This window comes from Enterobacter sp. SM3 (assembly GCF_009811935.2).
In the GTDB taxonomy this organism is placed as follows: domain Bacteria; phylum Pseudomonadota; class Gammaproteobacteria; order Enterobacterales; family Enterobacteriaceae; genus Enterobacter; species Enterobacter asburiae_D.
Map to the genome: position 1 here is coordinate 4,420,336 of NZ_CP099971.1, position 12,361 is coordinate 4,432,696.

Genomic DNA, 12,361 nt, shown 5'->3' on the forward strand with positions numbered 1-12,361 from the left:
TAATAAATCGACCTCATACAATATGAGGACGCGAAATTTTAGGGCTACGTCGAAAAGGTGTCAAGAAATATACAGCGATCTCAGATCACCAGTTCATTTGACTGGCGTGCGTCACAGTAAGATTGACGAAATCAGTATAGCCAACCACGTCAATTTTGGCTGAAATTTGACCAGAAAGACCCCGCGCATCCAGATCGTCTTTCAGCGCAGAGACTGTTATGGGGGCATTCGTGAGAATTTCAACGAAACGACTGCCTTCCAGTGCGGCAAGCACGCCGTCCTGAATCAGCAGCAGGTCATCACCTTCGCGCAGCATACTCAGTAACGCGTCGGTATCACATTGCCATGGTGAATGGCTCAGAGTATGGAGCATGTCAGCCTCAGAAAGTCAGAACGGTGTCGTAGTGGGAAAGGTGTTCGCGCAATGCAGCAGAAGACAGGACTGTCACATCCAGCACGAAAGGCGTTGCCTCGTTTAAACCACGCGCGGCCAAAGAGTCAGCACAAACATAGAAGGTTTCGATATCGTAAAGCGGTAACACTTTGAACGTCGCGATGTAATCACGCGCCAGAATGGCCTGAGGCTGTTGCCCCGCCAGAAGCTGAAATACCCCGTCGCCCAAAAAGAAGACACCGATATCTTCGGTCAGCGCGGAAGTCGCAAGTAACGCATCCAGCCCTTCTCGGCCAGAAGCGCTGCCGTGCGGCGCAGAGGTAAAAACAAATGCCACGCGCTTCATCAGAATTGCACCACTCTGTCGCAGGTTAATGCCGCCTGTGCCAGTGCACCCAGACCACTCAACGAAAAACCGGGCTGCAGGTTAGAACCCGATAAACCTAGACGAGCGGCTTCGGTTGCATCAGTCACCCCGCGGCGCAGAGCCGCCGCCACGCAGATGTGCAGTTCTACGCCCTGCTTTTCGTTTAATGCCTGCCAGCCGCGCACCAGATCGAACTCATCGCTCGCCGGTGACGTAAACTGATTCGCGTTATACACCCCTTCCCGATAGAAGAAGACGCTCGCCAGCTCATGCCCGGCCGCCAGTAGCGCATGCGCAAACTGCAGCGCGCTGCTGGCCTGCTGAGTACCGTACGCCGGGCCTGTCACCATTAACGCAAAACGCATTACTTATCTTGTCCCAGGAAATCGCCGCTTTTGAACTGGCGAATATAGAGGTAGACCGTGTGCTTGGAGATGTTCAGACGATCGGCCACCTGGTTGATGGCGTCTTTAATATCAAAAATCCCTTTCTCATAGAGATTGAGCACGATCTGACGATTCTTGGCGTTGTTCGAGACGTTGCGATCGGCATTCACCTCTTCAATCGTAAACTCAAGCGTCTGCGTCACCAGATCTTCAACGGAGGAGGCAAAGTTAACAGAAGAGCCAACGTCCGGCGTTTCTGGTGGAACAAAGGTGCTCATGATTTGCGAGAATGGCACATCAAGGTTCATGTTGATGCACAGCAGCCCAATAACTCGATGCTCGCGGTTTCGAATCGCGATGGTTTCTGATTTCATCAGCACGCCGCTTTTGGCGCGGGTGAAATAGCATTTGGAGACGCTGCTGTCCGCGCCGGTCATGTCATGCAGCATACGCAATGCAAGGTCGGTAATTGGCGAACCAATTTTACGGCCAGTATGCTCACCATTCGCAATGCGGATGGCGGAACACTTCAGATCTTGCAGGGAGTGCAATACGATTTCGCAGTGGGAGCCAATGAGCATCGCTAACCCGTCCACTACCGCTTCATAGGATTTCAGAATATCGAAGTCGGTCTGATCGAAAGGACGTTGATCCAGCAAATCAAGTTCACTGGTTTCGTTGGTTAAAAGCGACCTGGACATGAAAAAAACACTCCTTTTCAGGAGCCTGTCGTTAGGTTTTCAGGGCAGGCTCATTATCTACACGGACAACTAAATTAATACAGCGTGCCTAACGCTTTCCAGTGTTAATTATATCTGCCCCACAATAAAAAACCGCCGCCTTAAAGGCGGCGGTTTTTTTTCAGCATTACTTCTTAGCAGCAGCGGCTTTATCGTCAGCCGGCGCGTCTGCTTTGGCATCCGCTTTCGGTGCCGGTTTGATGTCCAGCAGCTCTACGTCAAAGACCAGCGTAGAGTTGGCAGGGATACCCGGAACGCCGGTTTTGCCATAGGCCAGATCCGGTGGGATAACCATCTTGATCTTGCCGCCTTTCTTGATGTTTTTCAGGCCTTCAGTCCAGCCCGGGATAACGCCGTCCAGACGGAAGGAGAGCGGCTCACCGCGGGTATAAGAGTTATCGAACTCTTTACCGTCGATCAGCGTACCTTTGTAGTTCACAACAACGGTGTCGCTGTCTTTAGGCGCATCGCCGGTGCCTTCTTTCTCAACTTTGTACACCAGGCCAGTAGAAGAGGTTTTCACACCCTTCTCTTTAGCAAAGGTATCGCGGTAGGCTTTGCCTTTCGCTTCGTTGTCTTTAGCGTCCGCGTCCATCTTAGTCTGCGCGGCACCCTTCACGCGCGCTTCAAACGCCTGCAGAGTCTGTTCAATTTCCTGGTCAGACAGCTTGCTCTTATCTGCAAATGCGTCCTGAACGCCCGCGATCAGCTGAGCTTTATCCAGTTTGATGCCCAGTTTCTCTTGTTCTTTCAGAGAGTTTTCCATGTAACGACCCAGAGATGCGCCCAGTGCGTAGGCGGATTTCTGGTCGTCATTTTTGAACGCCGCTTTGCTGTCTGCAGTAGCAGCAGGCTTCGCAGCAGTATCAGCAGCGAATGACAGCGGCGCGTTCAGCGCAACAGCCATCGTGGTCGCCAGCAGCGTTACTTTAAACAGTGATTTCATCCATATCTCCAGGGCCTGGGGACTCTCACCCCAGCGTTAAACGTAAATGAGTGACGTACTATAAAACGTTGCGGAAGAAATCTACAGACAGACACTTCCAATTCTCGCCACTTTTCAGACTATTTTTGTTTAAATAAGTTTCCTGCCAAAGGGATGCGGACTGTACTTAAGGATAAACTCAGTTAAACTGCGCCGCCGCAGGGCCATTATGGCGAATCTGAAATAAACGAGGTGAATGATGAAGGATACAGCAATAGAAGCGAGATTGGCTGAGCTGGAAAGCCGCCTGGCTTTTCAGGACATCACCATCGAAGAGCTAAACCAGACCGTGACCGCCCACGAGCTAGAAATGGCAAAGCTGCGCGATCTGATGCGCCTGCTCACTGAAAAAGTGAAGGCAACGCAGTCATCGCACATCGCCTCTCAGTCAGAAGAGACGCCACCACCTCATTATTGAGGCGTAAAAAAAGCGGGATTATCCCGCTTTTTTTGTGCCCGGTGGCGCGAAGCTTACCGGGCCTACATACCAAATACCCTATGGATTTCGAGTCGCAGGAAGGCGGCAAGCTTGAAAATCCCCGGGAGCATAGATAACTATGTGACCGGGGTTTGAAAGCGCAGCCAACGCACCTGCGGCTTGAAAGACGACGGGTATTAGTGGCAGCCGCAGCCGCCGTTACCGCAACCACCTTTACCGTGGTCGTGACCATGGTCGTGATCGTGGCCGTGACCACCGCAGCAGCCGTCGTGGCCGTGATCGTGGTCATGGTCGTGACCGTGCGCACCGTGAACGTGGCCATGAGCCAGCTCTTCTTCGGTCGCTTCACGGATCGCAACAACTTCTACGTTGAACTTCAGGTTCTGGCCAGCCAGCATGTGGTTACCGTCAACCACGACGTGGTCATCTTCCACTTCGGTGATTTCAACAGGAACCGGGCCCTGGTCAGTTTCAGCCAGGAAGCGCATGCCAACCTGCAGTTCGTCAACGCCCATGAACACGTCTTTAGGAACGCGCTGAACCAGGTTGTCGTCATACTGACCGTAAGCGTCGTTCGCGCCTACAGCAACGTCAAATTTGTCGCCAACTTCATGACCTTCCAGCGCGGTTTCCAGGCCAGAAATCAGGGAGCCGTGACCATGCAGGTAGTCAAGCGGCGCACTCACCGGAGACTCATCAACCAACACACCGTCTTCTGTACGTACCTGATAGGCCAGGCTGACCACCAGGTCTTTTGCTACTTTCATGATATCTCCTGAGCGTGGGAAAATTGCTGGCGCAGATTGTAGCGGAAATCTGCACCCGTGTACCCTTTAGCTTAAAAAAACTCAGGGCATATCGCTAGTCCGGATGAAAAATCCCGATAACTTGCTCTTCTTTGCGAACGTGATCGCGGGCCTCTTTATCGGCCTCACGCATCTGGTGACCGCACTTAACACACTCAACAACATCAATATTATTTTCCCGCCACATCGCCAGGGTATCTTGCGCCTGGCAGGTCGGGCATTTTGCACCCGCAATAAAGCGTTTACGTACAGCCATTTTTCGTTACCCTTTATTCAAATTCATCCCAGCCATCGAGCTGGCGTCGTTCCTGCTGCATCTCTCGCTGGAAGATCTCCTCCAGCTCGCGACGCGCTTCCCGCACGCGGGAGATCTGCGCCGTATCGGTATGGACCGGCATCAGCTCGCGCAGCATCCGCATATCCAGCCGGCGGAAGTGCATCTGGGCGCGCTGCGCCTGATGCGGATGCATGCCGAGCGAGATCAGCGCCTTACGGCCCAGCTCCAGCGCACTGGAGAACGTCTCACGGGAGAAGTGTTTCACACCCGCCTGCAACAATTCGTGAGCTTCAACACGTCCCCGCGCACGCGCCAGAATATGCAGATGCGGGAAATGCTGCTGGCACAGCTCCACCAGCTTCATCGTGTCTTCCGGATCGTTACAGGTAATCACGATGGACTCTGCCGCTTCCGCCCCCGCCGAGCGCAGCAGCTCGAGCTGGGTCGCATCGCCGTAGTAAACCTTATAGCCATATTTGCGCATCAGGTTGACAGCGCTGATATCCCGCTCCAGCACCGTAATGCGCATTTTGTTCGCCATCAGCAGGCGTCCGATAACCTGTCCGAAACGACCAAAGCCCACCACAATCACCTGCGGCTTGTCGTCTTCCACCCACGGCGCTTCGTCTTCATCGTCCGTCGGGTTCAGGCGGCGCGACAGCAGTTTATCCACCAGCTTCATCAGCAGCGGCGTAGTCATCATAGACAGCGTGACCGTTACCAGCAAAAGCGCCATTTGATCGTCTTTAAACAGCTTCTGGGAGGAAGCGGTCGAGAACAGCACAAACGCGAACTCGCCCCCCTGGCTTAACACGCTGGCAAACTGCATGCGTTCCGAACTGCGCAGCCCGTAAATACGTGACATGACGTACAGCACCAGTATCTTCACCGCCACCAGGATGGCGACGCTCACGACCACCCACAGCAGATGGGTATAGAGCACGCCAAGGTTGAGCGCCATCCCGACCGAAATAAAGAACAGACCTAGCAGCAGCCCTTTGAAGGGATCGATGGCAATTTCCAGCTCGTGGCGATACTCGCTCTCCGCCAGCAGCACCCCGGCAATAAAGGTCCCGAGCGCCATCGACAGCCCCAGCGCGTCCATAAATAACGCCGATCCCAGCACCAGCAGCAGCGTCGCGGCGGTAAACACCTCGCGAACGCCCGACGCGGCAATAAAGCGGAACACGGGACGTAGCAGGAAACGCCCGCCGATCAGCATGCCCGCGAAGGCCAGCACCTTCATGGCGATTTTAGCCCAGTCGAAATGATCGTCCCCGGATCCCGCCAGCAGCGGCACCAGCGCCAGCGCCGGGATCACCGCCAAATCCTGGAACAGCAGCACCGAAAAGCCCAGCTGACCGGCTTCGTTACGGTTCATCCCTTTGTCGCGCATCAGCTGCAGCGCCATCGCCGTGGAGGACATCGCGAGGCCTATCCCGCCAATCACCGCCGCCTGCCATGAAAAGTGGGTCAGCATTAGCAGGCCGCCCAGGATAGCGGCGCTGAACAACACCTGCGCGGCGCCCACGCCAAAGATAGAGCGTCGGAGTTGCCACAATTTCGAAGGATTCAGCTCCAGGCCGATGATGAACATCAGGAACACCACGCCCAGCTCGGAGAAATGGAGGATCTCATCAACATCGCTGATGAATCCCAGTCCCCAGGGACCAATCGCGATCCCCGCCAGCAGATAACCCAACACTGCACCGATACCAATGCGTGCCGCAAGCGGCACCGCGACGACGGCCGCAAATAAAAACAGCACCCCGGCGAGGAGCAAATTCGATCCTTCCATTAACGACCTCCTGCCGGAATCGGTGACGCCAGCCATTCACCGTAGGCTCTGGCGTGGCTTGCCAGCTCTTTCGGATCCTGTCGCCGCGCCCAGTAGACAATAATCGGGCTCATCCAGTGCATACGGCACATCGCCGCCGTCAGCTCGAAAGGCCGCAGGATGTCGCTCATCGGATAACGATTCAGGCCGTCGTGGCGGTAAGCGCTTTCGGGTTCACCGGTCGTAATCACACTACGCCAGTACTTTCCCGCCAGCTGGTTGCCCCCCACCCCGCTGGAGAAGCCCCGGCTCAGCACGCGGTCCAGCCACTCTTTGAGCAGCGCCGGACAGCTGTAGGTATAAAGCGGATGCTGGAACACAATCACGTCATGCTGACGCAGCAGCTCCTGCTCGTAAGGGATATCAATAAAGAAATCAGGATAGTGCGCGTAGAGATCGTGCACCGTCACGTTGCTAAGCTGTGTGGCCGGCTTAAGCAGCACCCGGTTTGCCACCGAGTCCTGAGATTCCGGATGGGCATACAGCAGCAGCACTTTTGCTGTCTGAGACATCATTCCCCTCCCGGTCTTGTTTCTGTTTTTGTGTATCGTCGTTGTTTTGGGCTACCATGGCGGCCCGGTGCGGAAAATGGCCCACACCTTACATTATCATAATGACAAATTAACATAGTCGGAACATACGGCGCTTCTATGATTGTTTTCTCCTCGTTACAAATTCGTCGCGGCGTGCGCGTCCTGCTGGATAACGCCACTGCTACCATCAACCCAGGCCAAAAAGTGGGCCTGGTCGGCAAAAACGGCTGCGGTAAATCCACCCTGCTGGCGCTGCTGAAAAACGAGATTAGCGCGGATGGCGGTAACTTTACCTTCCCGGGGAACTGGCAGCTTGCCTGGGTAAACCAGGAGACGCCGGCGCTGAGCGAACCGGCGCTCGACTATGTTATCGACGGCGATCGTGAATACCGTAAGCTCGAGGCGGAACTCAACGCCGCTAACGAGCGCAATGACGGCCACGCCATCGCCACCGTTCACGGCAAGCTGGACGCTATCGACGCATGGACCATTCGCTCCCGCGCCTCCAGCCTGCTGCACGGCCTGGGCTTCAGCAATGAACAGCTGGAACGCCCGGTCAGCGACTTCTCCGGCGGCTGGCGTATGCGCCTCAACCTGGCGCAGGCGCTGATCTGCCGCTCTGACCTGCTGCTGCTCGATGAACCGACCAACCACCTCGATCTCGATGCGGTTATTTGGCTGGAGAAGTGGCTCAAGAGCTATCAGGGCACTCTGATTCTGATCTCCCACGACCGCGACTTCCTTGACCCGGTGGTGGATAAAATCATTCATATCGAACAGCAAACGATGTTCGAGTATACCGGCAACTACAGCTCCTTCGAGCGCCAGCGCGCGACGCGTCTTGCCCAGCAGCAGTCCATGTACGAAAGCCAGCAGCAGCGCGTGGCGCACCTGCAGAGCTTCGTGGATCGCTTTAAGGCTAAAGCGTCAAAAGCCAAGCAGGCCCAGAGCCGCATCAAGATGCTTGAACGCATGGAGATGATTGCCCCGGCGCACGTGGATAACCCGTTCCACTTCAGCTTCCGCGAGCCGGAAAGTCTGCCGAACCCGCTGCTGAAGATGGAGAAGGTCAGCGCGGGCTATGCCGACCGCATTATTCTCGATTCCATCAAGCTCAACTTGGTGCCGGGTTCGCGCATTGGCCTGCTGGGGCGCAACGGCGCCGGTAAATCGACGCTGATCAAGCTGCTGGCGGGCGAGCTTAACCCGGTCAGCGGTGAGATCGGCCTGGCGAAGGGCATCAAGCTGGGCTACTTCGCCCAGCATCAGCTGGAATTTTTACGCGCGGATGAATCGCCGATTCAGCACCTCGCGCGCCTGGCACCGCAGGAGATGGAGCAGAAGCTGCGCGACTATCTCGGCGGCTTCGGCTTCCAGGGCGATAAGGTGACTGAAAACACCGAGCGCTTCTCCGGGGGCGAAAAAGCCCGTCTGGTGCTGGCGCTGATCGTCTGGCAGCGCCCGAACCTGCTGCTGCTCGATGAACCGACCAACCACCTGGATCTCGACATGCGCCAGGCGCTGACCGAAGCGCTGATTGAGTTCGAAGGCGCACTGGTTGTCGTCTCGCACGACCGTCACCTGATCCGCTCCACCACGGACGATCTCTATTTAGTGCACGGCGGCAAAGTTGAACCGTTCGACGGCGACCTTGAAGACTATCAGCAGTGGCTGACGGACGTGCAGAAGCAGGAGAACCAGCCGGAAGAGTCAGCAAAAGACAACGCCAACAGCGCGCAGGCGCGTAAAGACCAGAAGCGTCGTGAAGCGGAGCTGCGCACCCAGACGCAGCCGCTGCGTAAAGAGATTACCCGTCTCGAAAAAGAGATGGAAAAGCTCAACGCCACGCTGGCTATCGTTGAAGAGAAGCTCGGCGACAGCGGTCTGTATGACCAGAGCCGCAAGGCTGAGCTGACGGACTGCCTGCAAACGCAGGCGAAGACCAAATCCAGCCTCGAAGAGTGCGAGATGGCGTGGCTGGACGCGCAGGAACAGCTGGAAGCCATGCTTCAGGCCGACTAAACCATCGGGAGGGTTATGCGTTTCGATACCACGAGCGATATTACATTCCGCAAGCTCAGCATCTTCATGACGTTTATGGAGAAGGGGAATATCGCGCGTACCGCCGAAACGCTGGGCCTGAGCGGCGTGAGCGTGCACCGCGCGCTGCACACGCTGGAAGAGAACGTGCGCTGCCCGCTCTTTACCCACAAGGGGCGCAACCTGATTGCCCTGCCTTCCGCCCGGACGCTGCTGGAGTATTGCCAGGAGGTGATGCAGGTGATGGAGCGCGGGCTGGAAGAGTCGCGCAAAATCGCCGGTATCGGCCAGGGGCGGCTGCGCGTGGGCACGCTCTACTCACTGACGCTGGAAACCGTGCCGCGCCTGATTATGGGCATGAAGCTGCGCCGTCCGGATCTGGAGATGGATCTGACGATGGGCTCCAACGACACCCTGCTGCACATGCTGGATGAAGGCTCGCTGGACGCGATTCTTATCTCCATCTCCGAAAGCGACATCGACCGCAACAGCCTTGAGGTTCTGCCGCTCTTCCACGACGACATCTTCCTCGCCGCACCGGCTTCCGCCACGCTGAATACCAGCGGGCCCGCGGATCTGCGTGATTACAAAGATCAGAAGTTTGTCGCTCTGGCAGAAGGGTTCGCCACGTATGCCGGGTTTCAGGAAGCGTTTCATATCGCCGGATTCGAGCCGGAGATTGTTACCCGGGTGAATGACATCTTCTCGATGCTGAGCCTGGTACAGGCGGGCGTTGGATTTACGCTGATGCCGGGCAGGATGAAGAAGGTCTACGAGAATTCGGTGCAGCTGTTGAAGCTGGCGGAGCCGTACCAGATGCAGCAGCTGATCGCCATCGTCTTCGCCCGCAACCGCGAGCAGGATCCGAGCCTGCGGGCGTTAGCCGCCGAAGGGCGGATGTATGCGCGCAGTTTGCAGGAAAGTGTGTGATACAAAACAAGACAACCGAACCCGTAGGCCCGGTAAGGCGCAGCCGCCACCGGGCAAAAAAACTCATGCACGAAGCCGCTTCGCCAGATGCACCGCCACGTCTACCCCGCAGCGCTCCAGCGAAAGGGTTTCTCCTTCCCACGCAGCCTGCCGCGTCAGGCAGGTCAGTACGCCGCCGGGCGGCATCTCAATTGCCAGCCGCGCTTCACGCTCGTTAGCGGAAATCACCGCCTCCTGCCAGCGCACGGTTCGCGCCATGTTCATCGCCAGATCGTCGGCGATTTTTTCCGGCTGCCAGAGCACGCGGCCGGTACTGCCGCTCAGGTATGCGCAGCGTGGACGAGCCAGCGTGGCGGACTCAAACGCTGCCGCCAGCTTTTTCGCCGGTTCCGCCAGCAGTTCGCAGTGGGACGGCACGCTTACCGCCAGCCGTTTGGCCTTGCTCGCCCCTTTTGCCAGCGCGCGTGCCGCCACCTGCGCCATCCCGTCATCGCTTCCGGCAATCACGATCTGCGTTTCTGCGTTCAGGTTGGCAATGTAGGTTCCGGTGCCTTCAATCAGCGTTTCCACCTGCGGCAGGGTTAAGCCCATGATTGCCGTCAGGCCGTAGCCGTGCGGGTACGCCTGCTCCATCAAATCACCGCGCAGCGCCACCAGCCTCAGCGCGTCCGAAAAGTTCAGCGCGCCCGCGATAACCGCCGCCGGATAAGCGCCGATGGACAGTCCGCTGACGATATCCGGCGTCACGCCGCGACGCTCCAGTTCTCGACCCCAGGCCACACCGGTAATCAGTAGCGAAAGCTGAACCGCACGGGTATGGGTTAACGCGTCCGCGCTGTCCAGCGTATCCACTTCGGCGCCAAGCACCTCTCGCGCCCGTTCCAGCTCTGTTCCCGGCAGGTTTTGCAGCATGCCTTCATGCTGCGTGCCCTGTCCCGGAAAGGTAAACAGTATTTTCATCACTCCTCCCTGCGCCACGGATCCGCCACCAGGCGCGGTCCGCGGTGGGTTTTCAGCAGCGTTTTGCCGTCACGCAGCCACTCCGCCAGCGCGAAGCCGCCCTCGGGGGTATCCACCTGCGTATCCGCCCGACACAGCGCGCGGCTCAGCTGCGACTGCCATGCGGTAAAAACATCGGGGGAAATCGGCTGCGGCGCGCGGATCAGCAGGTCAAGATCGCTGTCGGCATGAATAACCGGAATACCCGTCGCCAGCGCGTAGCCGGTGCTGCCGGTGATCCCCCACGTCCACGGCCACGCCTGCTGCGCAAGCTGCAGCGCCACCTGAACCGGCGGCTGTGTCACAAACGGCGAACGCAGCAGATCGGCCGTCACGCTCAACGCCTCAGGCGAAACGACGCGATGGACGTTTTCGGGCTTCACCCATCCGGCCGCCCGCTGGTCGCGGCGCAATCCGCGCACGCCAACGGGAATGCGGCCTTCGCTATCAACATCACGCCGCACCACCACCGGCAGGCCGGTATGCCAGGCCGCCTCCACCCAGGATTTGGTGATGCCTTCCAGCGCGTCGCGCGCGGTAAGCCAGATGAGGTCGTGAGGGCGTAATGTTGTGGTCATAATTACATTCCTGAAGTCAGCGAGATAAACAGCGGCAGCGACAGGATACACAGTACGGAGCTTAACAGCAGCACGGCTTCAGCATCCGGCGACTGCACGCCAAAGCGGTTACCGAACACCACGCCGAAGAAGCCCGCAGAGAGCGCAATCATCAGGATAGCGGTGATCGCCACGGAGCCGTGCAGACCGAAGATCAGCACGATACCCCAGGCAATCGCGGGCTGAATCAGCAGCTTGGCGATGGTGGACGTAATCACCATGGTGTTGATCTGCAGCTTACGGGCAGAGAGGATCACCCCGGTCAGGAACAGCGCCGCAGCGGTCGCCGACAGCCCCAGCGGTTTAATCGCCGCAAGCACCAGTTCCGGCATTTTGATCCCGATGGCTGAAAGAATCACGCCCAGCAGCGGGCCCATCACGATCGGTTTCTTAATGGAACGCCACATCAGCACCGGCAGCATGGAGAGCGTTGAGCCCGAGTTATTCCCCTCGGCGCGCGCTTTCTCACGCTCCAGGATCAGCAGGCAGAACGGGGTCATCAGTACGGAACCGCAGGCGATAGAGACCGCCACGGAAAGCGACGTGGACGATCCTTCACCCAGCACGCTGCCCAGAATCGGCAGGCCCAGCGCCGCGTAGTTAGGCAGCGCCACCGTCAGGGTCAGCACGGCCGCGTCCTGCGGGGATTTCTTAAAGACTTTAGTCGCGAGGAAGTAGATGGCCGCATAGGTAATCCACATCGCCAGCGTCAGCACCAGAATCAGCGGCGACTGCGCCACGATGCCGGTCCACGGCGTTTGCACGGTGGCGCTGAACAGCGCAGCAGGCAGTGCAAAATCCATCACGAAGATATTGAGCAGGGAAACGTTTTTGTTATCGACCATCTTTGCCTTACCGGCCCAGAATCCCAGCAGCATGATGACGAAAATCGGTGCAAGAGCATGAACAATTACGTAAGTCATAAATCACCTGTAGTAAAAAAAGTTTTAGCACTGGTGCGATGTTTATTATTTTTCAGGATGCAGGCTCCCACGCGGGCGCAGCGGACGC

General features: G+C 57.4%; 15 protein-coding genes. 3 read left to right on the forward strand and 12 right to left on the reverse strand.

The window, feature by feature from the left end:
• Window positions 1–85: 85 nt before the first annotated feature.
• The 5 genes from tusB to fkpA all read right to left on the reverse strand — a co-directional run bounded on the left by tusB (window position 86) and on the right by fkpA (window position 2,833).
• The gene (tusB, locus tag GVO84_RS20805; RefSeq protein WP_054830114.1) at window positions 86–373 is read right to left on the reverse strand and encodes a sulfurtransferase complex subunit TusB; all 288 of its coding nucleotides are present in this window, start codon (window positions 371–373) and stop codon (window positions 86–88) included.
• A 7-nt stretch (window positions 374–380) separates the two neighbouring features.
• A complete protein-coding gene (gene tusC, locus GVO84_RS20810; protein ID WP_121426096.1) occupies window positions 381–740 on the reverse strand; it encodes a sulfurtransferase complex subunit TusC in 360 nt (119 codons plus the stop codon).
• On the reverse strand, window positions 740–1,126 hold the full coding sequence (tusD, locus tag GVO84_RS20815; RefSeq protein WP_121426097.1) for a sulfurtransferase complex subunit TusD: 387 nt from the start codon (window positions 1,124–1,126) through the stop codon (window positions 740–742). Before tusD ends, tusC begins: the two co-directional genes overlap by 1 nt.
• Window positions 1,126–1,848, reverse strand: a complete 723-nt coding sequence (locus GVO84_RS20820) for a helix-turn-helix transcriptional regulator (RefSeq protein ID WP_045330517.1) — start codon at window positions 1,846–1,848, stop codon at window positions 1,126–1,128. Before GVO84_RS20820 ends, tusD begins: the two co-directional genes overlap by 1 nt.
• A 166-nt stretch (window positions 1,849–2,014) precedes the next feature.
• Complete coding sequence (fkpA, locus tag GVO84_RS20825; RefSeq protein WP_023309460.1) at window positions 2,015–2,833, reverse strand: FKBP-type peptidyl-prolyl cis-trans isomerase; 819 nt, start codon at window positions 2,831–2,833, stop codon at window positions 2,015–2,017.
• Window positions 2,834–3,071: 238 nt separating this feature from the next.
• Between fkpA and GVO84_RS20830 the strand changes: the two genes are divergently transcribed.
• Window positions 3,072–3,290, forward strand: coding sequence for a protein SlyX (locus GVO84_RS20830; protein WP_159515679.1), 219 nt, complete (start codon window positions 3,072–3,074; stop codon window positions 3,288–3,290).
• A gap of 197 nt (window positions 3,291–3,487) precedes the next feature.
• Here GVO84_RS20830 and slyD read toward each other — a convergent pair whose 3' ends face one another.
• From slyD to kefG, 4 genes are all read right to left on the reverse strand, one after another.
• Window positions 3,488–4,078, reverse strand: a complete 591-nt coding sequence (slyD, locus tag GVO84_RS20835) for a peptidylprolyl isomerase (RefSeq protein ID WP_014885491.1) — start codon at window positions 4,076–4,078, stop codon at window positions 3,488–3,490.
• A gap of 94 nt (window positions 4,079–4,172) precedes the next feature.
• Window positions 4,173–4,373, reverse strand: a complete 201-nt coding sequence (locus tag GVO84_RS20840) for a YheV family putative zinc ribbon protein (protein WP_010436300.1) — start codon at window positions 4,371–4,373, stop codon at window positions 4,173–4,175.
• 13 nt (window positions 4,374–4,386) lie between these two features.
• Window positions 4,387–6,192, reverse strand: coding sequence for a glutathione-regulated potassium-efflux system protein KefB (kefB, locus tag GVO84_RS20845; RefSeq protein WP_159515037.1), 1,806 nt, complete (start codon window positions 6,190–6,192; stop codon window positions 4,387–4,389).
• Window positions 6,192–6,746 carry a glutathione-regulated potassium-efflux system ancillary protein KefG gene (gene kefG, locus GVO84_RS20850; protein ID WP_021242220.1) on the reverse strand — a complete coding sequence of 185 codons (555 nt, stop codon included), beginning with the start codon at window positions 6,744–6,746 and terminating at the stop codon, window positions 6,192–6,194. The genes kefB and kefG overlap by 1 nt, the downstream gene beginning before the upstream one ends.
• Before the next feature lie 135 nt (window positions 6,747–6,881).
• On the opposite strand from kefG, the gene GVO84_RS20855 reads away from it, so the two are divergent.
• On the forward strand, window positions 6,882–8,786 hold the full coding sequence (locus GVO84_RS20855) for an ABC transporter ATP-binding protein (protein ID WP_159515038.1): 1,905 nt from the start codon (window positions 6,882–6,884) through the stop codon (window positions 8,784–8,786).
• Window positions 8,787–8,801: 15 nt separating this feature from the next.
• Window positions 8,802–9,734, forward strand: a complete 933-nt coding sequence (locus tag GVO84_RS20860; protein ID WP_159515039.1) for a LysR substrate-binding domain-containing protein — start codon at window positions 8,802–8,804, stop codon at window positions 9,732–9,734.
• Window positions 9,735–9,797: 63 nt separating this feature from the next.
• On the opposite strand, the gene mdcH is transcribed toward GVO84_RS20860, so the two are convergent.
• From mdcH to GVO84_RS20875, 3 genes are read right to left on the reverse strand one after another with little or no spacing between them, the layout of a single operon-like run.
• Window positions 9,798–10,694, reverse strand: a complete 897-nt coding sequence (gene mdcH / locus GVO84_RS20865; RefSeq protein WP_159515040.1) for a malonate decarboxylase subunit epsilon — start codon at window positions 10,692–10,694, stop codon at window positions 9,798–9,800.
• Window positions 10,694–11,311 carry a malonate decarboxylase holo-ACP synthase gene (locus GVO84_RS20870; RefSeq protein WP_159515041.1) on the reverse strand — a complete coding sequence of 206 codons (618 nt, stop codon included), beginning with the start codon at window positions 11,309–11,311 and terminating at the stop codon, window positions 10,694–10,696. The genes mdcH and GVO84_RS20870 overlap by 1 nt, the downstream gene beginning before the upstream one ends.
• A 2-nt stretch (window positions 11,312–11,313) precedes the next feature.
• On the reverse strand, window positions 11,314–12,273 hold the full coding sequence (locus GVO84_RS20875) for an AEC family transporter (RefSeq protein WP_024907941.1): 960 nt from the start codon (window positions 12,271–12,273) through the stop codon (window positions 11,314–11,316).
• Between the last annotated feature and the right edge of the window lie 88 nt (window positions 12,274–12,361).

Excerpts from the sequence above, each read along its gene's own strand:
- tusB (WP_054830114.1), bottom strand. The coding sequence starts at position 373 with ATGCTCCATACTCTGAGCCATTCACCATGGCAATGTGATACCGACGCG.
- tusC (WP_121426096.1), bottom strand. The coding sequence starts at position 740 with ATGAAGCGCGTGGCATTTGTTTTTACCTCTGCGCCGCACGGCAGCGCT.
- tusD (WP_121426097.1), bottom strand. The coding sequence starts at position 1,126 with ATGCGTTTTGCGTTAATGGTGACAGGCCCGGCGTACGGTACTCAGCAG.
- GVO84_RS20820 (WP_045330517.1), bottom strand. The coding sequence starts at position 1,848 with ATGTCCAGGTCGCTTTTAACCAACGAAACCAGTGAACTTGATTTGCTG.
- fkpA (WP_023309460.1), bottom strand. The coding sequence starts at position 2,833 with ATGAAATCACTGTTTAAAGTAACGCTGCTGGCGACCACGATGGCTGTT.
- GVO84_RS20830 (WP_159515679.1), top strand. The coding sequence starts at position 3,072 with ATGAAGGATACAGCAATAGAAGCGAGATTGGCTGAGCTGGAAAGCCGC.
- slyD (WP_014885491.1), bottom strand. The coding sequence starts at position 4,078 with ATGAAAGTAGCAAAAGACCTGGTGGTCAGCCTGGCCTATCAGGTACGT.
- GVO84_RS20840 (WP_010436300.1), bottom strand. The coding sequence starts at position 4,373 with ATGGCTGTACGTAAACGCTTTATTGCGGGTGCAAAATGCCCGACCTGC.
- kefB (WP_159515037.1), bottom strand. The coding sequence starts at position 6,192 with ATGGAAGGATCGAATTTGCTCCTCGCCGGGGTGCTGTTTTTATTTGCG.
- kefG (WP_021242220.1), bottom strand. The coding sequence starts at position 6,746 with ATGATGTCTCAGACAGCAAAAGTGCTGCTGCTGTATGCCCATCCGGAA.
- GVO84_RS20855 (WP_159515038.1), top strand. The coding sequence starts at position 6,882 with ATGATTGTTTTCTCCTCGTTACAAATTCGTCGCGGCGTGCGCGTCCTG.
- GVO84_RS20860 (WP_159515039.1), top strand. The coding sequence starts at position 8,802 with ATGCGTTTCGATACCACGAGCGATATTACATTCCGCAAGCTCAGCATC.
- mdcH (WP_159515040.1), bottom strand. The coding sequence starts at position 10,694 with ATGAAAATACTGTTTACCTTTCCGGGACAGGGCACGCAGCATGAAGGC.
- GVO84_RS20870 (WP_159515041.1), bottom strand. The coding sequence starts at position 11,311 with ATGACCACAACATTACGCCCTCACGACCTCATCTGGCTTACCGCGCGC.
- GVO84_RS20875 (WP_024907941.1), bottom strand. The coding sequence starts at position 12,273 with ATGACTTACGTAATTGTTCATGCTCTTGCACCGATTTTCGTCATCATG.